Source organism: Paraburkholderia sp. A1BS-2L, assembly GCF_051125205.1.
Taxonomy (GTDB): domain Bacteria; phylum Pseudomonadota; class Gammaproteobacteria; order Burkholderiales; family Burkholderiaceae; genus Paraburkholderia.
In genome coordinates, this window is the sequence record NZ_CP120431.1 from 244531 (window position 1) to 270548 (window position 26018).

17 protein-coding genes, 2 tRNA genes and 1 rRNA gene are annotated in these 26018 nt (G+C 61.4%); 5 read left to right on the forward strand and 15 right to left on the reverse strand.

The features are described 5' to 3' along the window. Positions 1 to 246 precede the first annotated feature (246 nt). The 3 genes from P5W98_RS31010 to P5W98_RS31020 form a co-directional block, all read right to left on the reverse strand. Positions 247 to 322, reverse strand: a tRNA-Ala gene (locus P5W98_RS31010). A gap of 49 nt (positions 323 to 371) precedes the next feature. Beyond that, a tRNA-Ile gene (locus P5W98_RS31015) sits at positions 372 to 448 on the reverse strand. A gap of 65 nt (positions 449 to 513) precedes the next feature. After that, positions 514 to 2046: ribosomal RNA gene (locus P5W98_RS31020) — 16S ribosomal RNA — on the reverse strand. Positions 2047 to 2568: 522 nt separating this feature from the next. On the opposite strand from P5W98_RS31020, the gene P5W98_RS31025 reads away from it, so the two are divergent. Together P5W98_RS31025 and P5W98_RS31030 are read left to right on the forward strand one after the other, a co-directional pair. Continuing rightward, a complete protein-coding gene (locus P5W98_RS31025) occupies positions 2569 to 2997 on the forward strand; it encodes a hypothetical protein (protein ID WP_421028263.1) in 429 nt (142 codons plus the stop codon). Positions 2998 to 3204: 207 nt separating this feature from the next. After that, positions 3205 to 4566 (forward strand): MFS transporter, encoded by a 1362-nt coding sequence (locus P5W98_RS31030; protein ID WP_421028264.1) that lies wholly within the window; start codon positions 3205 to 3207, stop codon positions 4564 to 4566. Between the two features lie 109 nt (positions 4567 to 4675). Here the strand turns inward: P5W98_RS31030 and P5W98_RS31035 are convergent, their stop codons facing one another. From P5W98_RS31035 to P5W98_RS31065, 7 genes are all read right to left on the reverse strand, one after another. Continuing rightward, the gene (locus P5W98_RS31035) at positions 4676 to 5029 is read right to left on the reverse strand and encodes a DOPA 4,5-dioxygenase family protein (RefSeq protein WP_421028265.1); all 354 of its coding nucleotides are present in this window, start codon (positions 5027 to 5029) and stop codon (positions 4676 to 4678) included. 391 nt (positions 5030 to 5420) lie between these two features. Then, a complete protein-coding gene (locus P5W98_RS31040) occupies positions 5421 to 5876 on the reverse strand; it encodes an ABC transporter permease subunit (RefSeq protein ID WP_421028266.1) in 456 nt (151 codons plus the stop codon). Positions 5877 to 6307: 431 nt separating this feature from the next. Further along, positions 6308 to 7807, reverse strand: a complete 1500-nt coding sequence (gene ilvA, locus P5W98_RS31045; protein WP_434715584.1) for a threonine ammonia-lyase, biosynthetic — start codon at positions 7805 to 7807, stop codon at positions 6308 to 6310. 632 nt (positions 7808 to 8439) lie between these two features. After that, positions 8440 to 9468, reverse strand: a complete 1029-nt coding sequence (locus P5W98_RS31050; RefSeq protein WP_421028268.1) for a ParB/RepB/Spo0J family partition protein — start codon at positions 9466 to 9468, stop codon at positions 8440 to 8442. Next, complete coding sequence (parA, locus tag P5W98_RS31055) at positions 9458 to 10144, reverse strand: ParA family partition ATPase (protein ID WP_421028269.1); 687 nt, start codon at positions 10142 to 10144, stop codon at positions 9458 to 9460. The genes P5W98_RS31050 and parA overlap by 11 nt, the downstream gene beginning before the upstream one ends. Before the next feature lie 1284 nt (positions 10145 to 11428). Continuing rightward, positions 11429 to 12805, reverse strand: coding sequence for a replication initiation protein (locus tag P5W98_RS31060; protein WP_421028766.1), 1377 nt, complete (start codon positions 12803 to 12805; stop codon positions 11429 to 11431). A gap of 2650 nt (positions 12806 to 15455) precedes the next feature. After that, entirely contained in the window at positions 15456 to 15830 is a 375-nt protein-coding gene (locus P5W98_RS31065; RefSeq protein ID WP_421028270.1) for a Rap1a/Tai family immunity protein, read from the reverse strand. Between the two features lie 251 nt (positions 15831 to 16081). Here P5W98_RS31065 and P5W98_RS31070 point away from each other — a divergent pair, with 251 nt between their 5' ends. Further along, positions 16082 to 17041, forward strand: a complete 960-nt coding sequence (locus P5W98_RS31070; protein ID WP_421028271.1) for a sulfonate ABC transporter substrate-binding protein — start codon at positions 16082 to 16084, stop codon at positions 17039 to 17041. 33 nt (positions 17042 to 17074) lie between these two features. On the opposite strand, the gene P5W98_RS31075 is transcribed toward P5W98_RS31070, so the two are convergent. After that, complete coding sequence (locus P5W98_RS31075; protein WP_421028272.1) at positions 17075 to 18766, reverse strand: purple acid phosphatase family protein; 1692 nt, start codon at positions 18764 to 18766, stop codon at positions 17075 to 17077. Positions 18767 to 19123: 357 nt separating this feature from the next. Between P5W98_RS31075 and P5W98_RS31080 the strand changes: the two genes are divergently transcribed. Then, on the forward strand, positions 19124 to 20233 hold the full coding sequence (locus P5W98_RS31080; RefSeq protein ID WP_421028273.1) for an HPP family protein: 1110 nt from the start codon (positions 19124 to 19126) through the stop codon (positions 20231 to 20233). A gap of 38 nt (positions 20234 to 20271) precedes the next feature. On the opposite strand, the gene P5W98_RS31085 is transcribed toward P5W98_RS31080, so the two are convergent. From P5W98_RS31085 to P5W98_RS31100, 4 genes are all read right to left on the reverse strand, one after another. Then, positions 20272 to 21663: a sensor histidine kinase gene (locus P5W98_RS31085; protein WP_421028274.1), complete on the reverse strand. Its 1392-nt coding sequence runs from the start codon at positions 21661 to 21663 to the stop codon at positions 20272 to 20274. Next, positions 21644 to 22321 carry a response regulator gene (locus tag P5W98_RS31090; protein ID WP_421028275.1) on the reverse strand — a complete coding sequence of 226 codons (678 nt, stop codon included), beginning with the start codon at positions 22319 to 22321 and terminating at the stop codon, positions 21644 to 21646. The genes P5W98_RS31085 and P5W98_RS31090 overlap by 20 nt, the downstream gene beginning before the upstream one ends. 48 nt (positions 22322 to 22369) lie before the next feature. After that, positions 22370 to 23665 carry an MFS transporter gene (locus P5W98_RS31095; protein ID WP_421028276.1) on the reverse strand — a complete coding sequence of 432 codons (1296 nt, stop codon included), beginning with the start codon at positions 23663 to 23665 and terminating at the stop codon, positions 22370 to 22372. A 137-nt stretch (positions 23666 to 23802) separates the two neighbouring features. Next, positions 23803 to 24876, reverse strand: coding sequence for an ABC transporter substrate-binding protein (locus P5W98_RS31100; RefSeq protein ID WP_421028277.1), 1074 nt, complete (start codon positions 24874 to 24876; stop codon positions 23803 to 23805). Positions 24877 to 25093: 217 nt separating this feature from the next. On the opposite strand from P5W98_RS31100, the gene P5W98_RS31105 reads away from it, so the two are divergent. Continuing rightward, on the forward strand, positions 25094 to 25873 hold the full coding sequence (locus P5W98_RS31105; RefSeq protein ID WP_421028278.1) for a DeoR/GlpR family DNA-binding transcription regulator: 780 nt from the start codon (positions 25094 to 25096) through the stop codon (positions 25871 to 25873). Positions 25874 to 26018 lie beyond the last annotated feature (145 nt).

The following is a 26018-nucleotide window of genomic DNA, read 5'->3' on the forward strand; positions in this document are numbered from 1 at the left end:
CGCGTTGTGCCGTATTCCAAAGCCCTCTTTCGAGGAACTTAAAAATACATCGATACAATCACAACCCTGATTCACCTACTCCACACCCATCTCTAAGTGTGTTTCAGATAAATCTCTTTACTACTTCTTCCTGATTGTTAAAGAACGACAGCCGATACGTTTTCACATACCGCTCTGACTGGCTCAATCGCCAATGCAAAACTCCCTGCATTTAACTGCTCCTGCAGGATGCTGTGCATTAGGGATTGGTGGAGGATGACGGGATCGAACCGACGACCCCCTGCTTGCAAAGCAGGTGCTCTCCCAGCTGAGCTAATCCCCCAGTCATGCATACTCAAGGGGGTTACCAGTCAGCCACCGCGCAGACAAATTGGTGGGTCTGGATGGATTCGAACCATCGACCCCCGCCTTATCAAGACGGTGCTCTAACCGACTGAGCTACAGACCCCTGAGTCTGTCTTTTCTACAGCCGACAAGTGTGAGCGCTTCAATGAACTTCGCAATGAGCTCTGGAAAGGAGGTGATCCAGCCGCACCTTCCGATACGGCTACCTTGTTACGACTTCACCCCAGTCATGAATCCTGCCGTGGTGACCGTCCTCCTTGCGGTTAGACTAGCCACTTCTGGCAAAACCCACTCCCATGGTGTGACGGGCGGTGTGTACAAGACCCGGGAACGTATTCACCGCGGCATGCTGATCCGCGATTACTAGCGATTCCAGCTTCACGCAGTCGAGTTGCAGACTGCGATCCGGACTACGATCGGTTTTCTGGGATTGGCTCCACCTCGCGGCTTGGCAACCCTCTGTTCCGACCATTGTATGACGTGTGAAGCCCTACCCATAAGGGCCATGAGGACTTGACGTCATCCCCACCTTCCTCCGGTTTGTCACCGGCAGTCTCCCCGGAGTGCTCTTGCGTAGCAACTGGGGACAAGGGTTGCGCTCGTTGCGGGACTTAACCCAACATCTCACGACACGAGCTGACGACAGCCATGCAGCACCTGTGTGACGGCTCCCTTTCGGGCACTCCCGGCTCTCACCAGGATTCCGTCCATGTCAAGGGTAGGTAAGGTTTTTCGCGTTGCATCGAATTAATCCACATCATCCACCGCTTGTGCGGGTCCCCGTCAATTCCTTTGAGTTTTAATCTTGCGACCGTACTCCCCAGGCGGTCAACTTCACGCGTTAGCTACGTTACCAAGCCAATGAAGGCCCGACAACCAGTTGACATCGTTTAGGGCGTGGACTACCAGGGTATCTAATCCTGTTTGCTCCCCACGCTTTCGTGCATGAGCGTCAGTATTGGCCCAGGGGGCTGCCTTCGCCATCGGTATTCCTCCACATCTCTACGCATTTCACTGCTACACGTGGAATTCTACCCCCCTCTGCCATACTCTAGCGATGCAGTCACCAATGCAGTTCCCAGGTTAAGCCCGGGGATTTCACATCGGTCTTGCATCACCGCCTGCGCACGCTTTACGCCCAGTAATTCCGATTAACGCTTGCACCCTACGTATTACCGCGGCTGCTGGCACGTAGTTAGCCGGTGCTTATTCTTCCGGTACCGTCATCCCCCCGGGGTATTAACCCAGAGGTTTTCTTTCCGGACAAAAGTGCTTTACAACCCGAAGGCCTTCTTCACACACGCGGCATTGCTGGATCAGGCTTGCGCCCATTGTCCAAAATTCCCCACTGCTGCCTCCCGTAGGAGTCTGGGCCGTGTCTCAGTCCCAGTGTGGCTGGTCGTCCTCTCAGACCAGCTACGGATCGTCGCCTTGGTGAGCCTTTACCCCACCAACTAGCTAATCCGCCATCGGCCACCCCAATAGCGCGAGGTCTTGCGATCCCCCGCTTTCATCCTAAGATCGTATGCGGTATTAATCCGGCTTTCGCCGGGCTATCCCCCACTACTGGACATGTTCCGATGTATTACTCACCCGTTCGCCACTCGCCACCAGGTGCAAGCACCCGTGCTGCCGTTCGACTTGCATGTGTAAGGCATGCCGCCAGCGTTCAATCTGAGCCAGGATCAAACTCTTCAGTTCAATACCTGTTACTGTTTTCGGTTCAGTCAAGAACCGGTCGCTCACTCAAAGCTGACAGGTTCTGAATAAATTCAAAAACCTGACTTACTTTTGTGTGAGACTCTTGATACTTTCGCTACTCCCGGTCATCCCCGAAAGAATCACCAGGTCACGAAACCCATCAAGCGCCCACACTTATCGGCTGTAAATTTTTAAAGATCGCGTCGCACAAGACACCGGAACCACTTCGAACTACCCGGCGCTTTCTGCGTTGCTGCGTCAGCAGCAGAGAAATGAGATTATGCAGACTCTTCCGCGTTTCGTCAACATCTTTTTTAACGTCGCCGTTTAAAAACTGATGACTTCACGCCCCCGCCGTTTCTCGCGGCAGGCTTCGCTGCCGGACTTCAGCGGGCGAAGGGGGCGAATCTTAGCGCGTCTACCCTCGCTTGCGCAAGCGGGAAAGGCTTTCCGGCACGTCGCTTGCGGCGCACGTCCATCGATCCTCCTATGAGGCACTGCGGTAATCGCAGCGATTCGACCATGAGACAAGTGATTCCCCTGGCTATTGCGCTATCGCTCATTGCCCCGCCTATGGTTCGTGCAGACGACAGTGCAAACCCCTGTGCCGCGCTCAAGCGCATTGTCGCGGCGGCGCCGCAGCGCTTCTCCTCCCTAAGCCCCGAAGATGGTCGAGCCGTTGCACAGCCATACGGAGACGACGCTCGTTGCGCAACGAGTCGAGGCACCTATCAATGTACGTGGAGCACGCGAGACGTCCAGGCCGGATCGATCACGGACACCCTGGAGGGCGTAGGCGCCGATATCGCCTCTTGTTTGCCCAACGCCACCCACGATGAAAACTCCCCCGGCCGCCAACACTTCTACCTGGGCGAGCGCGGCAGCCGCACCGAGATCACCGCGCAAACCGCCGGCGCGAACCGCGTTAAGCTGACCGTCTCACAACAATAGACGCTCCACTGCGCACTGCCGCGCCCTCAATAATGTCCCCGATATCCGTCCAAGCCGCACGGACGTACGATTCGTGTGCAGAATTCACAGCACAAAAATCGCAAGCCATTCTGGACGCGCCGCCCACCCGCGCAGCGCAACAGCAGCTTTGCACGGAATCGGAGTAAGCGCCAAAGCACCGACTCCGATCGACACAGGAGACACCTCATGAGCCGCAGTTCAGCCGTCGACGTCCAGACGTTCATCAACGAGCATCCGTTCTCGCCGTTTCAGTGGTTCATCTTTCTGATGTGCTTCGCCATCGTCCTGCTCGACGGCTTCGACACGGCGGCCATCGGTTTCATCGCGCCGTCGCTGCTAGGCGAGTGGGGACTCACCAAGCCCGCGCTCGCGCCGGTTCTGAGCGCCGCGCTCTTCGGCCTCGCCTGCGGCGCGCTCGTCTCAGGGCCGCTTTCCGATCGGCTGGGCCGCCGCACCATGCTGCTAGGTGCTGTACTGGTGTTCGGTGCGACCTGCCTTGCCTCCGCGTTCGCCTCGGGCATCGAGCAACTCACCTGGCTGCGCTTCATCACCGGCGTGGGTCTGGGCGCCGCCATGCCGAACGCCGTCACGATGATGGGCGAATACTGCCCCGACGCCCGCCGCGCAACGATCATCAATCTGATGTTCTGCGGTTTTCCGCTGGGCGCCGCACTCGGCGGCTTTCTCGCCGCGTGGATGATCCCGCACCTGGGCTGGCGAAGCGTACTCTTGGTCGGCGGTCTCACGCCGCTCGTGCTCGCCGTTCCGCTTGCGCTGCGCCTGCCCGAATCGGTGCGCTACATGGTGGCGAACCAGCGGCCCGCCGAGCGTATCCGCGCTGCGCTCGCGCGCATTTCCGCAGACGCGCAAACCGCGCAGTCGTTCACCATGACCGAGATCACGCCGCACGCCGACGGCAACGGACTTGGTGTGGTGCTCTCGCCGCGCTATGCGATCGGTTCGGTGATGCTGTGGATCGCCTATTTCATGGGCCTCGTGATCTTCTACGCGTCGATCAACTGGATGCCGCTGCTGCTCAAGGACGCCGGCCTGCCGCCCGCTCGCGCGACCCTGATCTCGGCGCTCTTCCCGCTCGGCGGCATCGGCGCCGTGCTGTGCGGCGTTCTGATGGACCGCTTCAACGCCAACCGCATCATTGCCGTGTGCTATGCGCTGACCGCGCTTTCCATATGGCTCATCGGCCAGGCCGTGGGCAATGTGGGCGCACTCGTGCTGGCCGTGTTCGCGGCGGGGGTGCTCATGAATACCGCACAGTCGTCGATGCCCGCGCTCGCAGCGGCTTTTTACCCGACTCGAGGCCGCGGCACCGGCGTTGCGTGGATGCTGGGAATCGGCCGCTTCGGCGGAATCGCCGGGTCATTTCTCGTGGCAGAACTCACGCGCCGGCACTTTTCGTTCGCGGGAATCTTCGCGACGATTGCCGTGGCCGGTCTCGTGGCCTGCGTGGCATTGCTCGTGAAGCAGGCCGCGCGGCCGCACGTCGTGCAAGCGGTGGCGCGCACGGAGAAGGAGTCGTTCGGACACTGAGCGAAGCACTGAGCGCTGCCGCGTGACGGCGCGTTGTGCGTATTTCAGGCGACGGGCCGCACAACCAGCACGCACAACCGGCGCGCGAAGCGCAACATTGACGTGCCGCTCAGCCGCCAAGCGCGGCGAGATTGAGGGTGTGAGATTGGCCAATCCATATAGCGGCGTCGCGATGATCGCGCAACGCATCGCCGGTATTGGGATGCACGAATACGTCGAGCGCGCCGTGATTGAGCACGAGCCACGCAAACACCGTGGCAAATCGTTCGCCCGGGATCGCGAGCTGATATGACCACATCGGATGCGGCCCGACCGGGCGTTCGTGAAAACGCCCGATCCCCACGGCGTCGCCTAGTTGCGCAGCGATGGTTTCACGCAATGCCCAAGCGACGTCGCGCGTGCTGGCATCGAAATAAATATGGGCGTGCCAACCGGAAATATCGGCGGGATCGGGATGATTCATGGCGGTATGTCTGAAGTGCGGGAAATCGGCGAGGTTCGAATCGGCATTGTGCCGCGAAATCCGCCACCCGATGCGCCTGCCGCATCGCGTGTGCCCGCTTGCGTCCGTGCGCGCCGTTCGCGTAAGTGTCGCCCCGCCATCAGCCGCACGATTTCATCGCCGTTCGTATGCCGGGTCTCTCGCGCTCGCCGGCCACCTCCCCCTGCGCAAGACGACAATGCGGTCGGATACCGCAAAAATATCATGCGAGTTGTGGGAAATATGCACGATCGCCATCCTCTGCATCTTGAGCATGCCAATCAGCGCCATCATCTTGCGCTGCTCCGGCGCGCCGAGCGCAGCCGTGGGGTTCGTCCATGATGTTCGAGCGCCGGCGGCACGCCCGTATTGCTCATTGCGCCCCCCCCAGCCGTTCCTTGTACCGATCGATCAGCACCGACACGATGATCACGAACCCCACTACGATGAACTGCCAAAAAGCGTTGACATCGATAAAGACGAGGCCGAATTCGATGACCGCGATGATGAGCGCGCCGATCAACGTGCCAATCACGGTGCCGGTGCCGCCAAACAGGCTCCGGCCGCCGATCACGACCGCCGCGATCGAATCGAGCAGCATCGGCTCGCCCGCGTAGGCGACGCCGGCCGCGAAACGCGCGGTATAAACGATGCCGCCGACTGCGGCGAGTGCGGCCGCGATCAGATAGATCGCAAACAGATGACGACGGACATTGATGCCTGCATGCACGGCTAATTGCGGATTGCCGCCGATTGCACAGGTGTACTGCCAAAATTTCGTTTGCGACAGCACGAAGTGCATGAACATCAGCAGCACGGCGGTGAGCACCACGGGTCTCCAGCCCTCGCCGAGCCATGCGAGCCCCGTGTTGTCGACGGGCACGGTCATGCCGCGGCCCGCCGCCAGAAAGCCCGCGCCGCGCCTCACCGTACATGCCGAGCGTGCCGATGAACGCGGGCGCGCCAAGGCGTGCAATCAGCACGCCATTGACGAGGCCCGGAATCAGGCAAATGAAGATCGTGAGCGGAATCGACAGCAGCGGCACCCACGGCGAGCCGCCGCCCGGAATCGTGAACTGCGCAACGCACACGGCGGCGAGCCCAATGACGAATCCCATCGAGAGATCGATGGCCGCCGTCAAGGTAGCAGTGGCTCAGTATCCTGGCGCCCCCCTGCCAGGCCTCGTGTTTTCCAGCAGTCTTATCGCACCGGATTCAGTGCACATCTCTGTGCGAATCGCGGAGGTGATTGCAGGCGCATCATTGCAGAAACAACCGGTAAGCCGGATTCTGCGTCTCCTCCCAATGCGGATAGCCGAGCGTGGCGAGAAAGCGGCGGAACTCCGCGTCCTCGGCCGCCGGCACCTGGATGCCCACCAGAATCGAACTGTAATCCGCGCCCTGGTTGCGGTAGTGGAACAGACTGATGTTCCAGTTCGGCGCCATCGATGAGAGAAAGCGCATCAGCGCGCCCGGACGCTCCGGAAACTCGAAGCGGAACAGCCGCTCGTCGTGCGCGAGCGGCGAGCGCCCGCCCACCATGTAGCGGATGTGCTGCTTGGAGAGCTCGTCGCCGGTAAGGTCGACGCACGGGAAACCGTGATCGACGAAGGCCTGCGCGATCTGCTGCGACTCGCCCCGGTTGCGGATCTGCACGCCCACGAAAATGTGCGCGCGCTCGGCGTCGTCGATGCGGTAGTTGAACTCGGTCACGCTGCGCGTGCCCACGAGTTCGCAGAAGCGTTTGAAGCTGCCGCGTTCCTCGGGGATCGTCACCGCGAACACCGCCTCGCGCGCCTCGCCCACCTCCGCGCGCTCGGCCACGAAGCGCATGCGGTCGAAGTTCATGTTCGCACCCGAGGTCACCGCCACCAGCGTCTGGCCCGTGATGCCCTCGCGCTCCGCGTACTGCTTGGCGCCCGCCACGGCCAGCGCGCCCGCCGGCTCCAGCACGCTGCGCGTGTCCTGGAAGACGTCCTTGATGGCCGCGCACAGCGCGTCGGTGTCCACCGTGAGCACCTCGTCCAGATACTGCCGGCACAGCCGGAAGGTTTCCTCGCCCACGAGCTTGACCGCCGTGCCGTCCGAGAACAGGCCCACTTCGCTCAACTCCACGCGCTTGCCGGCCTTCATCGATTGCGCCATCGCGCACGAATCGTCCGTCTGCACGCCGATCACGCGGATCTCGGGGCGCACCGCCTTCACGTAGGCCGCCATGCCCGCCGCAAGCCCGCCGCCGCCGATCGGCACAAAGATCGCGTGAATCGGGGCCTGATGCTTGCTGAGCACTTCCATCGCCACGGTGCCCTGGCCTGCGATCACATGCGGATCGTCGAACGGATGCACGAAAGTCAGTCCGCGCTGCTCCTGCAGGCGCACGGCGTGCGCGTAGGCGTCGCTATAGGATTCGCCGGCCTGCACGACCTCGACGGTGGGGCCGCCGTGGGCGCGCACCGCGTCGACCTTGACCTGGGGCGTGGTGACCGGCACGCAGATCACGGCCTTCACGCCGAGCCGGGCAGCTGAAAGCGCCACGCCCTGGGCGTGATTGCCGGCCGAGGCGGTGATCACGCCGCGCTCGAGCTGCGCGGGCGTGAGGTGCGCCATCTTGTTGTAGGCGCCGCGCAGCTTGAAGGAGAACACGGGCTGGTTGTCCTCGCGCTTGAGCAGGACGGTGTTGCGCAGGCGCGCCGAGAGGTTCGGCGCCCGCTCCAGTTCGGTCTCGCGGGCCACGTCGTAGACGCGGGCGGTGAGGATCATGCGAAGGTAATCCGTTTGCCGCGCGTTGCTGGCTTTGCTGTTGACCGTAGCGGCCTCGGTTGCGTCGGCTTCCACTACGGTTTGACTCGATTCGACCTGCATGACGACTCCTGTGCTGTCTCTTGATATCTCTTGTTGCCAGGAGGCGGAAACAAAAAACCCGCCTCGTGGGGCGGGTTGTTGTCGCTTATGCCAGACGTACGCTAACCCACCATTCGATGAATGGTGCGAATAATCAGCGTAATCGGGCAGTGGCGGGAATTCATTCGCACAAGCATGAGGGAGGCCGCATCAATTGTCAATCCAGCATTCGCCTTGACGAAATGTCTTGATAACTACAAATTACATTTCAAATAATACCTTTTGAGCTTTAAAACGGTCATTAGCATGCCGCGAACGCAGCTGCAGTCTTTTGGCCTTCAATTAAACACGTCCAGCCGTGAAACATTCTAGGAACTCACACACATCTGATTGATTAAAAAAGGGAAATGCTAGCGCGACGATTATCGGGCCGTGTTTCACGGTTTCGACCCCAGCCACGTTTTTACGCTACAGGCAGTGTTCTGAGTCCAAAAAAGCAGAGGGCAGGCGCCCTTCCGGCCCTGCCCTCTCGGACGTTCATGCGTTCGGTTTCAGTCTGCCTCGGCCGTATCCATCTCAACCGCATCTATCTCGGCAGCCCATTCATCAATCACCGCCTTCATCCGTTCGGCCAGACGCTGCTGATCTACCGTAGCAATGCCTTTCAGGCTCAACTCGGCACGGCCATCGCCGAAAAGCTTCAGTTCCCCAAGCGCCACGCCATCCGGGCGATTGAACTGCACGCGGGACTGATAATGCGTGCGGCGCGGCCCGATACGCCGAGCACCGGCCTCCGCGGACGCCGCAGCTTCGAGTTTGCGCACGCTCGCCTTGCCTTCGATGACCTGCCCGAGCCAGTGCTCGGCGACGCTCACACCAGCGCGGTCGAAGATCAACTTGATGTTGTAGGCATGTCCAAGGCCGATATCCTTGCGATGCTGGGCCATACGCTGCAAGAGATACGGAGGCAAAGACGTGAGCGAAATCACCTTGCTGATGTGTTTCGGGTCTTCACCAACCGCTACACCCAGTTCAACTTGGTCGACGTAGACACCATCATCCAGCAACTTCTTCCAGGCAAGCGCGTCGTCAAAAACCGTCTGCTCCTCTCTCTCCTTGTTGGCGTGATAGGCACGCAGATAGAGGTTCTGGTTATCGAGGCCATCGCGAACATCGGCATCGATATGCTTGTCGCCGCGCGAGCGCGCCGCGCGGATACGGCGTTCGCCGTCGACAATCACATATTTGCCGGGAAACTCGGGCAGGCGCGTGACAAGAATCGGCGTGATCTGGCCCTGCGCGGCAAAACTCTCCGCAAGCTCGTCGATTGTCTCTGCGCTGTAAAAGGCGCGTGGATTGTACGGATTAGAGACGACATCTTCGAGTGGAATTCTCGTAACCGCATGAACCGCCGTAGCAGCAGACGGCTCCACCGGTGCGACCTCAATCCGCGCGGCAGGCGCCGCGTCGCGCTGTGCGATACCCACGATGTCGCCGTCGGCAAGCCGCTCGCCTGCGGATGCGCGTTCAACGGCCATGCCCGCGCGAACCTTGCTGGTGAAGTTAAGCTTAGTTGCCATCGACGACCTCCTCTTCTTCCTGAACGAGCGCAATGATTTCGTTGTAAACCGCGGAAATTTCGTCTTTGGCGACCTTCGTGCCGCGCACACCTTTTACGTCGAAGACCGTTCGCCCAAGCGCCGCCGTCTGTCGATACAGTTCACGTTGCTTGATGGTAGCCGCGAGCACGTGAACATTGCTCTCGGCAAGAATCGCGCTCATCTGTGTGTGCAGGAGAGTCTTCGAATTGGCCTTATTCAGCAAAATTGCGAATTTTCCAGCAGGATTAGCCACTCGCGTACGCTCGACCAACTCCATCATCCCTTCACTACTCCATATGTCGATCGGAGATGCGTCGGTCGGGATGATGGTCGCATCGGCAACAGCAAGGACTCGAGCGGTGGTTAGGTCGTTGATGTTCGGCGGACAGTCGACAATGACGACGTCATAGTCGTTCGCAAGCGCGGCGATCTCCGGGCCGATCATCTTATCGAGCTTATTGATGCTACCAACACGAAATGGGAGCGGCGTTTCCGGACCGGAAGCCGCGCACCAACTCATGCACGATTGCTGACCATCGGCATCGGCGACATAGACCTTGTAGCCCTCGGATCGAAAAGCCCCCGCCAGATTCATGCTGGTTGTGGTTTTTCCCACTCCACCCTTTTGGTTCGCTACCGCAATGACCAGTCCCATTCAGTTCTCCATGCAATGTTCAACGCTGGCATCGCCTAACGCCATTCTCCACGTGGAGAGTCTCCAGCGAGTCACTTGGCAGTCTAGCGGCAAGTTAAAGTAAATTCTAGCTTCAGCGCTAGAGTCGTTGCCAGATCACAACCAAACTGACCATTCTGACAAGAGATTCGACGAAGTGAGATTTTTTCGGGTTCGATATTCGATCAGATGACTGTCGTGCCGATGGGCGATCTCCACGTGGAGACTCTAAGCAGCATGTGGGGAGGTTTCGTCGACGAGGCTTGCCAGATTTACAAATTCTAGAGATTTCGCTTTCAGCACGCGTTGATTTGCATGCTTGTCGCACGCTGCTCGAGCGCGTTGCTCTTTGAGACGAACGAACAGGTCGCGATGGAGATCGTCGGCGTAGCTTTCTTAGCCCCTGAGAGCAAAGCTCGTAAAAGCAACTCTTCTAGCAAAGTGACATGACTGCTTGCCTCTAAGCAATTCATCAGCACCGCCCCGCCTCGCCTGACATCGGTATTTTGCCTTTTGACCTCTCACGAAGCTCCACGTGGAGAGAAGGGCCATGCCGCAGTAATAGCCCGTTGTGGCAGCGAATTTCAGAGGTGCTGCAAAGCAATCCAGTCTCCACGTGGAGCGTGGTGTCGAGGTGCAGCTAAATAAATGTGGCTCTTTTGAAATTTGAGTGGGTGGCACGGCTTGCGCGGTAGCGGAAGGCTCGACTCTTCGGCGTGGATTTCCCCACCCCTAACCCCGCCCCAAGGCGGGGAAGTCCTTGCCGCCGGACGGGCTCGGGAGCCAGGCGCCGCAAGGCTTTGCCTGGCCCGAGCCGTCAAGCGTGCGGCTGGATTTGACCGCATCAAGGGTGCGCTCCGCCGGGCTTCCGCCCGCACTTGACCCGGCCAAATCCACCCACTCGAAATTCAAAAGAGGCATAAATGTTTCCCTGACTGGGCCTCCTCTGAAGTCCTGCCGGTCTTGGATTTTGATTGACATCTCGTCGACGAACACGCTTAGGCTCGAAGCCCATCTTAGCGATTCCGCAGAGGGAACCCGCTGGCCGATTTACATCTGGGACTGCCTGATCTCCACGTGGAGATCAGGCAGCGACAAAAAGGAGGGGCCGGGGCTACCTGGAGTCAGCAGGCGGCAGAGAGAACAAAGGTATCTCAGACACCAAACGGCGGTTTTTTGGCACCGCTGCACGTATAGAAATGGCTACGTGAAATTTTCTTATTTTTTATAATTAAAAAATTCCTCTAAATCCCTCGACAACAGCAGTTACTCGGATCCGGCCTTCAACGTGAGGTCGATATCGCCCATGGCGTGAAGATCAGCACCCCCCGGCGCCTGTTGCCCACTCAACAGAAATTCGAGCAAATCTGCAGCGGTCGGTTGGCCCCACGTATCGAGAACCACCCAACGGAAGAAGTTCGTCGAGGCCATCTTGCTCGGCACCTTGGTCATCGAAACCTTGAGCTTGTCCATGCCGACCGTTTCGTTATAGCGCTTGATGAGCGCGGTCTGATCGTCGTGCTCGAGTTCGTTGAAGTAGGCCCGCGCCTCGGCAATCTTCGCCGCAATATAACGATCCTTCACCTGATCCTGGCTCTCGCGCGCCTTGGGCGAATCGGCACCCGCACCGCTTGCAGCATTAGCCCCCGGCAATTGATACCCCTGCATCAGTGCCTTGCGGAAATACGCCGCCACATTGGCGAGCGGTGCCGCATTTTTCTGGGCCACGCGCGCGGCCGTGTAGGCCACGGCTGTGCGAACCTTTTCCTCGCCGTATTGCTTAAAAAGACGTCGCGCCTCCGAGACCGGAACATTGAATTTCGACATCTCGCCAACGAGCATGGTCTCATTCGCCCGGAGCTCTTGAGACGGATCCGTCTCCGGCTTGCGGGTCACACGAAATTGCAGGGCGACGACCGAGCGGCCTACCTTGTGTTCGATGAGTTCGAAGTTGTGGTCCGAGATCTCGTTGACTTCCTTGATGCAAGGCACCAGTACGCGACTCTTGAACTGCTTGTAGAGCTTGTACGACTGTGCCGACGTATCCTGGCCAAGAATGAGATCGCGCAGTGTCGCAAGCGGAAAACGCGCCGTCATCCCGACGGCTTCGTAGCGCACGACGTTTTCCCAGAGGGCAAGCGAATGCGCTTTCCTGAATTGCCGCGTGATCCGCATGTCGATCATCGCGTAAATTTCGGGATTCAAAAGCTCGCCGCGAATCTGCTCGGAAAAGGTATAACGCAGCACCGAGCGCTCGAGTTCCGCGCCCGCAAGCAAACCCGAAGCCTTCCAGATGCTGCGTTTGTCCTGCGTGAGATAGTCCCAGTTAACGACCGTGCTGATCAGCGAATTGATCGTCTCCTTGACGTATTCCGTATTGTTGCTGTTCAGATCGACATCTTGCGAGAGGGCGGAAATCGTGATTTCGAACGAAGAGCGTCCGGATTCGAGAGAGTCCTGGCGGATCGCGTTTTTGATCAACGAGCTGAACATCTTGCGCTGCTGAAGGCTGATCGACCCGGATTTCGGTGCGATGTGAATCGCAGGAACCGCCTTGCGGAAGAGATCAGGCGGCTGGCCTTGCTGGAATACGAGTGCACCTTGCTTGTCGGCGTCGCCGGCATCGGCCTTTTTTCTTGCCATATGATCCACGTTAAAAGGGAACCTGGTCGGTTGGTAACTGTATACCAACCGACCAGGTGACTCAAGGCCATGAGCTCGCCTGTGCGGGAGAGCGACACCGCGTGTGGGAAGGGTTGACAGGTGCCGCGTTGGTGGCCGTGCCAGGCCACCGGACAAGCTTGGAAGGGCATTGCTGCCAGCCCAAAGTGATCCCAAATCCGGTAACTATTCGAGCGTGCCGCTCCAAATTTGCTCCCATAGCCAGCTACCTTGTGGTCCCCTGGTAAGTGTTCACTTCGGAAATAGTTATTCACAGGTACCAGCTTATGGGAAATCGCGGCACGCGGCCCATCATGGCGTGGTGGCAAGTCCTATGAGAAAAATCTCCCACTGGAGGCGACCTATTGGTTATCCCATAAATGAGGACCCAAAGCAGTCCGGACCCAAGCCTTCCTGAATCGGCATCCAAGAGCGCGCTACCATAATTGGCTACCTTTGACTCCTCCCACAAACCGCTACCTCTTGTTGGCCCCTTGGGTTGTACGGCAAGCCCCGGCGGGAGGGACCTTCGATGTTCAGGTTCTGGGCACCTGCCTTAGGTTCCCAGAACTGGTTACCTTCTGCTTTCCCCATAATTGGATACCTTCACGGCAACCTGCGGGCGACGAGACAAGTCGGATCCATGTGGCCGGGGCCCATAGACGGGTACCTTCGTGCGCTCCCATAAGTGGGAACCTCAGGCCCTTCCGGCAATTTTTCCCATACGGGGCAACCTTTTCCCCATATCCACAGACCCCAATCCCCATCCAAGGCTACCGAATCCCCATATCCACAACCCCGGGATCCCATAGACAGTGCCCAGCGCCCCATAAGTTGCAACCAATTCGTCCGCAAACCCTTACCAGATAAGGCTTTGAGCTGCCTAAAGGTTTACTAAAGGTTCTAAAGCGTAAAAGGTAAACACTGAAACGAGCGCCCGATGAGAAAGACGTCTCCCAAAACCGGGACCCTACGGAAATGTGAGCGGTCACCAACGCATATCCTCCCAAACCCGGTGACCTTCGAGCGGAATGACACTTCTGTAGCTCCCAAAACTTGGGACCTATAAATCGCTACATAAGAATTTACATTAAATATGTACCATAAAACCTTGATTTGTAATCATGATTCCTCTTATGGTGTCGTATTATGGGGAAATACATCGGTGAAGGTAACTGTCTATGGGATCGATTAGTCTCTGAGCAGCTCGTCTCCTCACAAGACACTTGGTGTTCTGAAACCAGAATCTGTCTGTTCCCCCGGTTCGCATTGCTCAACGGGTTGTCGGGCCCTGAAAGCGCTGCCCAAGGACCTCGCCTCCCATATCGTGTTACCTACCTTAGGTCACCAAATATGGGAGAACCTCGACTGGGTTTTCGATAGATGCCCGGTCGGCGCCCTAAGGTGCACTGCAACATGTTTTGCAGGTAACCTTGGCCTGTACCCGTAATCATCGTTCAATCCAAACCTGCGGACGGCGATTCCGAATCCGTCACGCGCTACCGAATCGACAAACTGACAACCGGGAGTGAACCTCCGCGATAGCGCGTATCGGGATTAGAACCCCACGCCGCTTCACCCGGCTGGTACCAGGGGGCGTGATGGCTCAGCCCGTCGTGCTGGGTAATTGGCCGGGCACCCTCGCGCACGAGATGCCGGGTGCGCAGGCATACCACAATGCTCGCCGTCTGAGGCCACGAGCCCTGTCAATGCACGCCGGGAGGAGTGCGCGCGGACAACTGGCGGAATCGGGTTGCAACATGTTCCTTCTCCTGCTGATGTATGCGATATGCATGGCGCGAGTTACTGAAGGCGTGGCTTAACGACGGCTTTCTGTATCCGTGCGGGAGCGTCGACTTCTGACCGCCGTTGGGTATAAAACAGATCCGGTGCACCGACGAGAGTCGCTACGCAACCAGTCACATGGTCGCGCAGCGATTTCCGCGAGTGGTCTGCCGGTTGGCGGTTCCGAGGGGCATGCCGGCCCATCGTGTGAACCTTGTGCAGCCAATGAGATGCATCACTGCGGGGAGTCATGGGGCGCCTGCCTGTGCGCAGGCCCGATAAAGCTGGTGCCATCGTCAAAAATTTATTGGTAGTCATGTATATAAAGGGGTTGACGAAGCAAGCCGCATGTTCCTCGCGGTGGCGCTTCCCGGTGTCGTGACTGAACGGAGCAGAGGATTTGCCGTGCTCGCAACACAAAGGTAACCGTTTGTGGGATTTCAGGTCGCAGATGCGGAAGCGGGCGTGTACCTGTCGCAGATAAGCAGATCGGGCGCCGCACGTGGCGTGCCGTTCCAGGGAACGCCGTTATAGCCTGGATGCCAGGCGTAGCAAGGCTTCTGCGTGCGCAGCGAGCGCAATCCCGTTACGCGACCTGGCCGTCCTGTTCAACCAGCACCCACTTCGTGGATGCAGCCAGTCCACCATTGGTCGCTACCCTAGGAGCCCCGCTGAATGATCGTTTTCATGTTGTTCTGCCCGACCCTCGTGGCATCGGCGCGGTTAGTGCGTACGGCGGAGCACAGCCAGGCACCGGGATGATAGTTAGTTAGCCTAAATTAACGGGTTGTGGAGATTAAAGTCGATATCCATCAGACTTTTAACCGTGCCCTGGGCACGAAGGCGGCTAGCGACAGGGGAATGTGCCCATCAGCGCCTTGTAGATGACCGCGCCCGTGGGTTCGAGAATGTACTGAAGGTGTCCCTTCATCCAGGCCAGGACGGCGACAAGCTGCTCCCTGCGACCGATGTTGGGCGGGACGCAATAGCGCTGCGGCTGCTTGTCGATCAGGGTCTGAACCAGCGCACCGTGCGTGTAGCCCGAAAGATACATGACACAGGCGTCGACATTTTCTGGCCTTTGGCAAACATTCAGAAAGACATCGGCTTGATCAATCGAAGGCGCTGGCTTGGCGGGAGGTGTTTGCGTGGTTTGCGCAGTGGCGTTGCCAGCACAGAGCGCGGCAACGAGTGCCAGCCCGGCAAGGAGAGGTTTTTTCATTTGCGGGTGGGTGGAACGGTTCGTCGGAGAGAACTCGGGTGCCGGATGCATACTCCGCGCGGAATCGTAGATGCTGGCCGCAAGCTTAGCCGCTGGGCGGGTCTCGTAAATTGTTTTGCATCAAACGGGCAATGTCCCCCGCGCCCTTAGTCCTGTAGCTGATTTGAATCGGAAAACTCCATCGTTCGGATTTGCCTGGGCGCTTCGTAGAATCGGTCGAACTTTTCCTTACGACTGTCAATACGAAGCCCATGAGCACACGCCGCGCATTTCTCAAACTTTCGCTAGGTGCGGCTGCTGCCGCGCTGCCCGCCCTGAGCGCTCCCCGGGCCTTTGGGGCAAACGCCGCGCGCACCCTGCGCATCGGCAACCAGAAGGGCGCGCTAAGCCTCCTGAAGGGCCGAGGCACGCTGGAGCAGCGTCTCGCGCCGCTGGGCGTCAAGGTGACGTGGACGGAGTTCAACGCGGGCCCAGTGCAACTGGAGGCGCTCAACGTCGGCTCGATCGATTTCGGTGACGTGGGCGAGGCGCCGCCCATCTTCGCGCAGGCCGCGGGCGCACCGCTTGCCTATGTGGCGGCAACGCTGCCGCGGCCGCAATCGGAGGCAGTGCTGGTGCCGCACGACTCGCCGCTGCGCGAGGTTGCCGATCTTAAAGGCAAGCGGGTCGCGTTCAACCGGGGCAGCAACGTTCACTACTTCCTCGTGCAACTGCTGCGCAAGTACGGGCTCGATTATCGCGACGTGAATCCCGTCTTCCTCGCGCCGCCCGATGCGCGCGCGGCTTTCGAGCATGGCGCCATCGACGCCTGGGTCATCTGGGACCCGTTCTTTGCGTCGGCGCAGGCGAGCTTCGGCGCACGCGTGCTCGCCGATGCAAGCGACGTAGTGGTCAATCGCGGGTTTTACTTTTCCTCGCGCAACTATGCGCGCGATAACCCGGACGTGATCCGTGTGCTGATCGACGAGGTCGCCAAAACGGACGAATGGGGCAAGAGCAATCGCGCGGCGTACGCGGACGAACTGGCGAAGCTCTGGGGGCTGCCCGCGCCCGTGGTGGCGCGGGCGGTCGATCGCACGGCGTTCGGCACGGTGCAGATCACGAAGACCATTCTCGGCGAGCAGCAGAAGATCGCCGACACTTTCCTCGATCTCGGCCTCGTGCCCAAACGCGTGGATGTGTTGCAAGCGGCGGTGCCGGGGCTCGCCTGAGCACCGCTGCCATTCAACGCTGGACCACGGCGCTCATTTGCGCGACTTGGCCAGCGTGACCGTCTCGAAGAGCTCGTAGTTCGGCGTGGGCGTCTGATCGGCGCCCGGCGCGTGATAGTAGTTCATCGTGATCGTGGTCTTGCCGCCGTGCTCGCCAGGGTCCACGTCGAACACGGCGATCCCATAACCGGTACCCGTATCGCGCTGTGCGGACCAGATGGCGTCTTCGAGCGCATCAGCTCCCGCGCGTACCCAGGTCCCCGGCGTTGCGCCCGGCACGGGCCGGTTTGGCTTCGTGAACACCTTCGCTTGCGGATTGCCGTTGCCCACATCTACGCCGTAGACGTCGAGCGGTACGCTCGTGCCGCCGCCGCCGAGTATCAGGTGGATCGTGCCGTGGCTCGTGTCGAACGTGTTGGCGCCCGCTTGCGCGTTCGCGGCTGGCTTTGGCTGCAGCGTGTCGACAGGTGTGCCCGTCGCGGCATCCACGCCTGCATGATGGTTGCAGCCGCGCACAGGATAGCTGCGCTCGTAGTCGTGGTCGTGGCCGCACACCACGAGGTCCACGCCATAGCGGTCGAAGAGCGGCAGCCAGGCCTCGCGGATGCCCTTGTCCGAGCCGTTGCCCGTCTTCGATGAGCTGAGCGCGTCCTGATGCATCTGCACGACGATCCAGTCGATGTCGTCGTCGTGCGAGGCATGGCGCAGCGTCCTTTCGAGCCAGCGCGTCTGCTCGCCGTTGCTGTAGCCGCGCACATAAAACGACGAGCCCGCCGCGATGGGCGGATTGCCCGTGCTTGCCGCGGGCACGAGCGGCGCGGGGCCGGCCACGAACGCGGCGGCATCCTGATACACCACGTCGTCGGCATCGAGCGACACGAACAGCACGTTGCTCACGCGGAAGCTGTACCAGCGACCCGGAAAGCGCGTGCCGTTCTCGGGCAGCGTGTAGCGCGTGAGATACGACTCGAGCCCTTGCGGACCGTTGTGGAACTCGACTTCATGGTTGCCGGGGCACGGCATCCACGGACGGTTCGACGACGAGCTCTGGTTGTTGTTCGCGAAGTCGCGCCACACCTCGGTCTGGTGCGCGGGGTTCAGGTTTGCGTAGCAGAGGTCGCCGTTGAGCAGGTGAAAGAGCGGCTGAAAGCGCTCGACGGCCTCCACTGCGAAGCGGCTTTGCGGAGACGACAGCACCCAGCCCGTGTTGGGCGTGGCGAGGTCGCCGTAGCTCGTGAAGCGAAACGGTTGACGTCCGCGCGGCGCGGTGGTGAAGCTTGCGGCAAATGGGCTGCCGGCGTGGCTGTCGTTGTCGGCGGTGACTTCGTAGCGATAGGTGGTGCCGGCGTGCAGGCCGGAGAGGCGCGCATGATAGGCGAACACGACGACGCCCGTGAGGCCGTCCGTGTAGGTGCGCTGGACCGCGTTCACGACTTCGCGGCTGCCGCGGTCCGTGGCGTACGTCACGCGCGGACGCGTGGCTGCCGCGAGCGAAGCCCACGAGACCACGACTTCGCTCGCCGGGTCCGCGCCCCAGGTGAGATGGATCTGCTCGGGCGTGCCGTCGGGCGTGGCCGCATTGGCTTTTGCAACGCCGGCGAGCGTGGCCGCGGCGCCGGCGGCGCTCGCGAAACCGGATGCGCCGGCGAGCTTGAGGAAGCCGCGCCGCGAGACGTTGGCGGCAGCTTCGGTGTAGGATGCTTCGGGGATATGCTTCTTCGTCATGGCTCGTCACAAGTGTTGCAGGGTGGGCGTAAACGAAACGATGGCTTCGTTACGTGACCTCGCGATGACACGGCTTGAGCGCTTCTGGCCGCAGGAGTGACGCTGCCGCAATTCGGCTGTCGGCACTAAAAATCAGGAATGCGAAAAAAAGCAGGGGCTAAAAAATGCCTTGCACAAGCGCTCACCGGACGCCCATAAACATGCATACAGAATAAATTATATATAAGCGAAGAATTCGCAATTGTTGTTATTCGGAGCGTCTCGGTAACCTCAACGCACGCAAATCGCCTGAGGCGCCGCGCGGCCTTGCAGCAAGGCTCGCGCGGCGCGGAGCCCACCCCAGACGCGCCGACGCCCATGCCTCGCATCGCATTCAACGACTGGCTGATGAACTTCATTCCGCATCCGGGCGCGCCCGAGTGGCGCGAACGGGTGCGCCGCGCCGGGGGCGCATTACTCGGCATCGCATTCACGGGGATCGCGACGCATCTGCTGTTCGGCAGCGCAGGCGATATTCCGATGCTGGTCGCGCCCATGGGAGCTTCGGCGGTGCTGCTGTTCGGCGCTTCCGAAAGCCCGCTTGCGCAGCCATGGTCCATCGTTGGGGGCAACCTCGTTTCGGCGCTGGTCGGCGTGGCCTGCGCACAGTGGATCGCGACCCCGGTTCTTTCTGCCGCCGTGGCCGTTGCGCTTGCCATCAGCGCGATGTTCCTGTGCCGCTGCGTGCATCCACCCTCAGGCGCCGTTGCGCTGACGGCCGTGCTCGGCGGCCCGGCCGTGCATGCGCTTGGCTTTCGCTTCGTGGTCACGCCCATTTTGTTTCAGTCGTTTGCCTTGCTGAGCGCCGCACTGGTCTATCACGCGCTCACAGGGCACCGCTATCCGCGCGCCGTCTGGCGTGCGTCGGCTCCGGCCAATGCCCCGGCGAGCCCCTTGGGGACGCCGGCACCTGTCGCGCAGGAAGCCGGCGCGTTTGCCGACCTGCAGCGCCTGTCGTTCGACGAACTCACCTGCGAGGAATTCATGACGAGCGCGGACCATGCCGTGCCGCTCACGATGGGCCGGCATGCTGCACTGGAGACGCTGCGCCGCCACGGCGTTCATGCGTTGCCGGTGGTGGACGACGCGCATCGGCTCGTGGGCACGGTCACGCACCACGATCTGGCGAACGGGAGTCCAGCGGGATTCGCGCGCAGACTATGGCGCGCGCTGCGACGCACGACCCTGCAGGTGGAGGAGACGGTCGAAGCCGTCATGGCATCGGGGGTTCAAGCGGTGCACCGTGCCACGCCGCTGGCCCATCTCGCATCGATCTTCGCAGATCACTCGTGCTACGAGGTACCGGTTTTCGACGATGCACGGCGCCTGCTCGGCGTGGTGCGGCACTCCGACATGATCCGCTGGCTGCATCAGCACGCGGGCGCGGCCTATGCGTATGCGGAGCGACCAGCCGCCGACGCGAGCTGAGCACGCCGGCGCGCGGCGACGTGACCCGCGCACGCGCATCAGCCCGGCGCGAACTGCACGACCGCCATGGTCCCATATCCATCCGCGCCGTTCTCCAGCCTCACCTCGGCCCGATGCGCACGCGCGATCTCGCGCACGATCGCAAGCCCGAGGCCGCTGCCGGGTTTCGTGGAGGCCCGGAAGAAAGGCTCGAAAACCTTGTCGCGCAACTCTTGCGCAATTCCGTCGCCTTCATCCGCGACGCTCAAGGTGACGAACCCTGCCGCCACCGCGAGCGTCACCATGACCGCACCGCCTTCGGGCGAGTAGCGAATGGCGTTATCGACGAGATTGAACACCAGCACCGAGAGCAACTGTTCGTTGCCCATGACCTCGGCGTGCTGCGCGAGCGTCGCTACGAGCTCCACGCGCCTGCGCTGCGCGAGCAGCGCGAGCTGCTCGATCACGCCGGTCGTGACGGCGCGCATGTCCACGCTCACACCTTCGAATTGCGTATAGTCGGCCGCCTCGGCTTGCGCGAGCGTCAGCAGCTGATTGGTAAGCCCCACGAGCGAGCGGTTGCTCTGATGCATCGCCTTGAGCGTTTCGTGAAGCAGCGCGGGATCCTGCTGCCGGCGCGCGTATTGCAACTGCGTGCCGAGTAGCGTGAGCGGCGTGCGCAACTGGTGCGCGGCATCGGCGACAAAGCGCCGTTGCATCGCGGTCTGCCGCTCGATGATGTCGAGGCATTCATTGAACGCGCTCACGATGGGGCGCAACTCGCTCCTCAGCGGCTCGACGTCGATGCGCACCGAAGACGTGCGCACCCGTTGCGGCAGCCCGCGCGCGAGCCGCGTGAGCGGGCGCAGCTCGAGCGTGAGCGCGACGCACACGAGCACGACGGCCACCGTGACGATGGCCGCGAAATAGAAGATCTGCGGCCGCCAGAGCGCGGCGACCATCGCGTCGCGCTCGTGCAGCGTGCGGCCCACCGAAACGATCACGCGGCGCGTCGCGCCCGCGTCGTACATTTCGCGGATCAGCGAAACCGCGCGAATGGGTGCGCCGCCTACCTGGGCGTCGTACCACCGCGGGGAGGTTTCGGGAACGTGTTGCGGAAAATCGGAAGTGCCTGCAATGATGGCCCCGCCGATTTCCTGCACGCGGAAGAACACCTGGTCGCGGTGCGGCGTGCGCAGGATTTCGATGGCGCTCGGCGATATCGATGCGACCAGGTCGTTGCCTTGCCAACCGATGTCGCCGGCCATCACGCGAGCCGCCGAGAGCAGCGCATCGTCCTGAAGCAGATTTGCCGTGTGCCATGCGTTGCCTCGCGTGATCAGTCCGGCCGCCGCGATGAACACCGTCATCGGCAGCACGAGCCAGAGCAGCAGGCGCACACGCAGGCTGTTGGTCGCTTTGTTTTTCGCCTTATTCTTCGGCTTCGGCATCTTGGAGCAGGTAGCCCAGCCCTCGCAGCGTGATGATGGTCGCCGTGCTCTTTTCGAGTTTCTTGCGCAGCCGAGAGACATAGATCTCGATGGCGTCTTCGCTGGTGGGGGCGTCGGCGTCGCTCACGGATTCCGCGAGGGCGGCCTTGGACACGGTTTTTTTCGCGCGCAGGATCAGCGTTTCCAGCACGGTGTGCTCGCGCGGCGTGAGCGTGAGCGATTCCTCATCCACGTAAAAGCGCAGCGTGTCCATGTCGTAGAGCAGGTTGCCGCAGCGCACGCGGTTCGTGCGCGAGGGCGCCTGGCGGCGCGCGAGCACTTTCACGCGCGCCACGAGCTCGCGTGCGTCGAAGGGCTTGACGATGTAGTCGTCGGCGCCGGCGCCGAGGCACACGACCTTTTCGTCGATGGCGCCCGTGGCCGTGAGAATCAGCACGGGCGTGGCGTCGCCGCGTGAGCGCATGCGGCGCAGCAGCGCCTTGCCCGACATGCGCGGCAGATTGAGATCGAGCAGCACCACGTCGTAGGGCGAGGCGCGCAGCGCGTCTTCGGCCGCCTCGCCGTCGCCTACGTGGTCGAGCATGAAACCGTCATCGGTCAAGGTGCGGATGAGCCAATGCGCGAGTTGTTCGTTGTCTTCGACGAGCAGCAGTTTCATGCCGTTTTCCAGTCCAGTCGGCCGGCCCTGCACGATGCGGTATCGGTATCAGGCGGTCTTGTACTGTTCGCGAGCGATGCGCGTGCGATACAGGTACAGGGTCGCCACCAGGCCGCACACAGCGGCGATGCTCAGCCATGCGCCCGGCGCGGCCTTGTCGCCGGTGACATGAATGAGCCACGTGGCGATCGCCGGCGTGAAGCCGCCCACGAGCGTTGCAAGGCTATAGGCCATCGAGAAACCCGTGGTGCGCACATGCACCGGCATCAGCTCGGTCAGCGCGACGACCATGGCACCGTTGTACCACGCATAGAGCGTCGAAAGCCACAGCTCCACGATCAGCAGCGTCGAGAAGGAGGGCGCGGCTACGAGCCAGCGCATGACCGGATACGCGCTGAGCACGGCGAGCACGGTGCAGGCGATCAACACGGGCGCGCGGCCGATGCGGTCCGACACGGCGCCGGAGATGGGCAGCCAGATGAAGTTCGAGACGCCCACGCATACGGTCACGAGCAGAGCGTCATACGACGAGAGGTGCAGCTCGACCTTGCCGAAGGTGGGCGTGTAGGCGGTGATCAGATAGAACGAGGTCGTCGTCATGATCACGAGGCCCATGCCCGCGAGCACGATGCCCCAGTTGCTGGCGATGGCGCGTGTGATCTCGCCGAGGCTCGGATGATGGCGGCGTGCGGTGAACTCATCGGATTCGCGCAGCGTGCGGCGGATATAGAACAGGAACGGCACGATCATGCAGCCGACCACGAACGGCACGCGCCAGCCCCACTCCTTCATTTCGGGCGCAGGCAGCATGGCGTTCAGCGCCACGCCGAACGCCGCGGCGAACACCACGGCCACTTGCTGGCTGCCCGACTGCCACGAGCAGAAGAAGCCGCGGTTGCCCTTGGTGGAGATTTCCGCGAGGTAGACGGACACGCCGCCCAGCTCGGCGCCTGCCGAGAAGCCTTGCAGCAGACGCCCGATCAGGATGATGAGCGGAGCGGCCAGGCCGATGGTGGCGTAGCCGGGCACGAAGGCCACGCACATGGTGCCCACGGCCATCAGCCCGAGCGAGAGAATCAGGCCTTTGCGGCGGCCATGGCGGTCCATGTACGCGCCGAGCACGATGGCGCCGAGCGGGCGCATCAGGAAGCCCGCGCCGAACACGGAGAGCGCGAGCATCAGCGAGGCGAATTCGTTGCCGGCCGGAAAGAACGTGCTGGCGATGGCGGCGGCGTAATAGCCGTACACCATGAAGTCGTACATTTCCAGAAAGTTGCCGCTGACCGCGCGAAACACGGTGCGGGCTTTCGACTCTCCCGGCGCGGCGTTAATGGCTGAAGACATGTTGGACATCCTTGCATGTTGGACGAGCGCACCCCGGCGGCCGTGCGGGCCGTCGTGCTGCTCGCCGTGTGGCTTGATTCGGGGTGGAAAACGCGGTTGAAATTAAAGCGATTGTTTTGGCGAACGGCAGCGCCGGATTACGGCATGCCTTTCACGAATTCATTCGTATAGGTCTTCGACAGATCGACATGCCGGGCCGTCAATCCCGTGCCTGCCGTCATCAGCACCTTCAGCACGGTTTGCGGCGCGCCGTCGGGCATCAGGCCATCCTTCGAAAACGCGCCCTGCGCCGAGGCGAGCGCGCGCACATAACCCGCGCGGTCGTTGCCGATAACCTCGGGCGGCAGCACCGCGGCGATCTGCCCAGCCGAATGCGTGCTGATGAAGCGCAGCGCACGGGTGAGCGCTTGCACCATTTTTCCGGTCTCCCGCCGGTGCGCGAGCATCCAGTTGCGCCGCAGATAGAGGCACGCGCCTGCGTACGGGCCGCCGACCCAGCGCTGCGTGTCCTCGACGCTGCGCATGTCGACCACCACCGTGGCCGCGCGGCTCGTCAGGAGGCGCGTGGCCGTGGGTTCCTCGACCATGCCCGCGTCGATCGAGCCCTGCTCGAAGGCTTCGACAAAGCGCGTGTCGGATGCGAGCGGCACAACCGTGTAGTCGCCGGCCGCCACGCCCGCGCGGGCGAGCAGGAAACGCGTGAGCACCCACGTGGAGGCGCCGAATCCGGTTACGCCGAGGCGCTTGCCGCGCGCCGCTTTCATCGCCGCTGTATTCGCTGGTGTGTTCGCTGGTGTGTTCGACGCCGTCGTTTTCATGGCGGTGGCGCCAGCCAGTTCCCGGCCGCCTTCCGCATGAACCGAGGCGAGCTCGGCGAGCCCCGCCGCGCGCTGCAGCACCACCACCGAGAGCACGTCCTGGCCGCGGCTCTGCAGGTCGAGCGTGTGGTCGTAGAAGCCCACCGCGCCTTCGATCGCGCCGGCGATCAGTTCCGTGGAGGTGTCGATGCCCGCCGGACCCGAGACCACCTGGACGTCGAGCCCTTCGTCCTTGAAGTAGCCCAACTGCGAGGCAAGCACTGCTGGCAGATAAACGATCTTGGACATGCCCCCCATCATCAGCCGGATCGGCTCGGCATGCGCCATCGGGGCGGCGCCGAGCGCGATGCACAGCAACAAAGCGCTGCCGAAATGCTGGGCGCCGGAAAGCATGACTGCGTGACTCCTCGTGACCGGCGGCTTGCCGGAATGGGTGGAAGTATAAGAAAGCGTGGCCTTCTGATTGCTTTCTGGCTGAAAGCGATTTTCTCGGTATTTACCCCGTATTTACCCGGGTACGGATGCGGGCGCACCCCCACTGGGCCACCGAATGCCCAGCCCGACTGCCCTTACAATAGTGCCAGTTCCCATTCGCTGCCATCACGAGACCATGACACGAGACCCCCGCCTCACCCTCAACGCGCGTCAGCAGGAGCTGCTCGAATGGGTGCAGCGCGACGGCTTCGTGACCGTCGACGATTTCGCCGCGCACTTCGGCGTCACGCCGCAGACCATCCGCCGCGACGTCAACTGGCTCGCCGACATGAACCTCCTGCGCCGCTACCACGGCGGCGCGAGCCTGCCCACGAGTGCGGAAAACGTCTCCTACGGCGCGCGGCAACAGATGTTCCACGCGGAGAAGCGGCGCATCGGCGCGCTCGCGGCCTCGCACATCCCTGATCAGGCCTCGCTCTTCATCAACCTCGGCACCACGACCGAGGAGGTCGCGCGCGCGCTCAACCGCCATCGCGGCCTGCGCGTCATCACGAACAATCTGAACGTGGCGAGCATGATGAGCGGCTACCCGGAATGCGAAGTGCTCATTACGGGCGGCATCGTGCGGCCGTGGGACAAGGGCATTGTGGGCGAGCTCACCATCGACTTCATTCGTCAGTTCAAGGTCGATTACGCGATTATCGGCACCTCGGCGATCGAAACCGATGGCACGCTGCGCGACTTCGACACGCGCGAGGTGCACGTGGCGGAAGCGATCATCGAGCACGCGCGCACCGTTTATCTGGTGACGGATCATTCGAAAATCGGCCGGCCCGCGCTCGTGCGCCAGGGGCATCTGAGCCAGATTCACGCGCTTTTCACCGACAAGCCCCTGCCCGCCCAAATGAACGAGACCGTTGCCCAGGCGGGAACGGCCGTGTACGTCGCGGACTAGGCAGCGGCGCGGCGCACCCGCATGTGCCGAAACGAAAGCAATACGAACATCATTCGAAAATTTTCGAGCTTGTTCAAACGCTCTCCAGGCGCTTGATCGGGCGTCCACTTGCGCTTGAAATCCAGCGATATGCAGGGCAGTTGCC

Coding starts and splice junctions, on each gene's coding strand:
- P5W98_RS31095 (WP_421028276.1), bottom strand. CDS start 23,665: ATGTCTTCAGCCATTAACGCCGCGCCGGGAGAGTCGAAAGCCCGCACC.
- P5W98_RS31065 (WP_421028270.1), bottom strand. CDS start 15,830: ATGAAAAAACCTCTCCTTGCCGGGCTGGCACTCGTTGCCGCGCTCTGT.
- ilvA (WP_434715584.1), bottom strand. CDS start 7,807: ATGATCCTCACCGCCCGCGTCTACGACGTGGCCCGCGAGACCGAACTG.
- P5W98_RS31060 (WP_421028766.1), bottom strand. CDS start 12,805: ATGGCAAGAAAAAAGGCCGATGCCGGCGACGCCGACAAGCAAGGTGCA.
- P5W98_RS31035 (WP_421028265.1), bottom strand. CDS start 5,029: ATGAATCATCCCGATCCCGCCGATATTTCCGGTTGGCACGCCCATATT.
- P5W98_RS31085 (WP_421028274.1), bottom strand. CDS start 21,663: ATGCCGAAGCCGAAGAATAAGGCGAAAAACAAAGCGACCAACAGCCTG.
- P5W98_RS31050 (WP_421028268.1), bottom strand. CDS start 9,468: ATGGCAACTAAGCTTAACTTCACCAGCAAGGTTCGCGCGGGCATGGCC.
- P5W98_RS31070 (WP_421028271.1), top strand. CDS start 16,082: ATGAGCACACGCCGCGCATTTCTCAAACTTTCGCTAGGTGCGGCTGCT.
- P5W98_RS31030 (WP_421028264.1), top strand. CDS start 3,205: ATGAGCCGCAGTTCAGCCGTCGACGTCCAGACGTTCATCAACGAGCAT.
- P5W98_RS31080 (WP_421028273.1), top strand. CDS start 19,124: ATGCCTCGCATCGCATTCAACGACTGGCTGATGAACTTCATTCCGCAT.
- P5W98_RS31075 (WP_421028272.1), bottom strand. CDS start 18,766: ATGACGAAGAAGCATATCCCCGAAGCATCCTACACCGAAGCTGCCGCC.
- P5W98_RS31105 (WP_421028278.1), top strand. CDS start 25,094: ATGACACGAGACCCCCGCCTCACCCTCAACGCGCGTCAGCAGGAGCTG.
- P5W98_RS31090 (WP_421028275.1), bottom strand. CDS start 22,321: ATGAAACTGCTGCTCGTCGAAGACAACGAACAACTCGCGCATTGGCTC.
- parA (WP_421028269.1), bottom strand. CDS start 10,144: ATGGGACTGGTCATTGCGGTAGCGAACCAAAAGGGTGGAGTGGGAAAA.
- P5W98_RS31025 (WP_421028263.1), top strand. CDS start 2,569: ATGAGACAAGTGATTCCCCTGGCTATTGCGCTATCGCTCATTGCCCCG.
- P5W98_RS31100 (WP_421028277.1), bottom strand. CDS start 24,876: ATGCTTTCCGGCGCCCAGCATTTCGGCAGCGCTTTGTTGCTGTGCATC.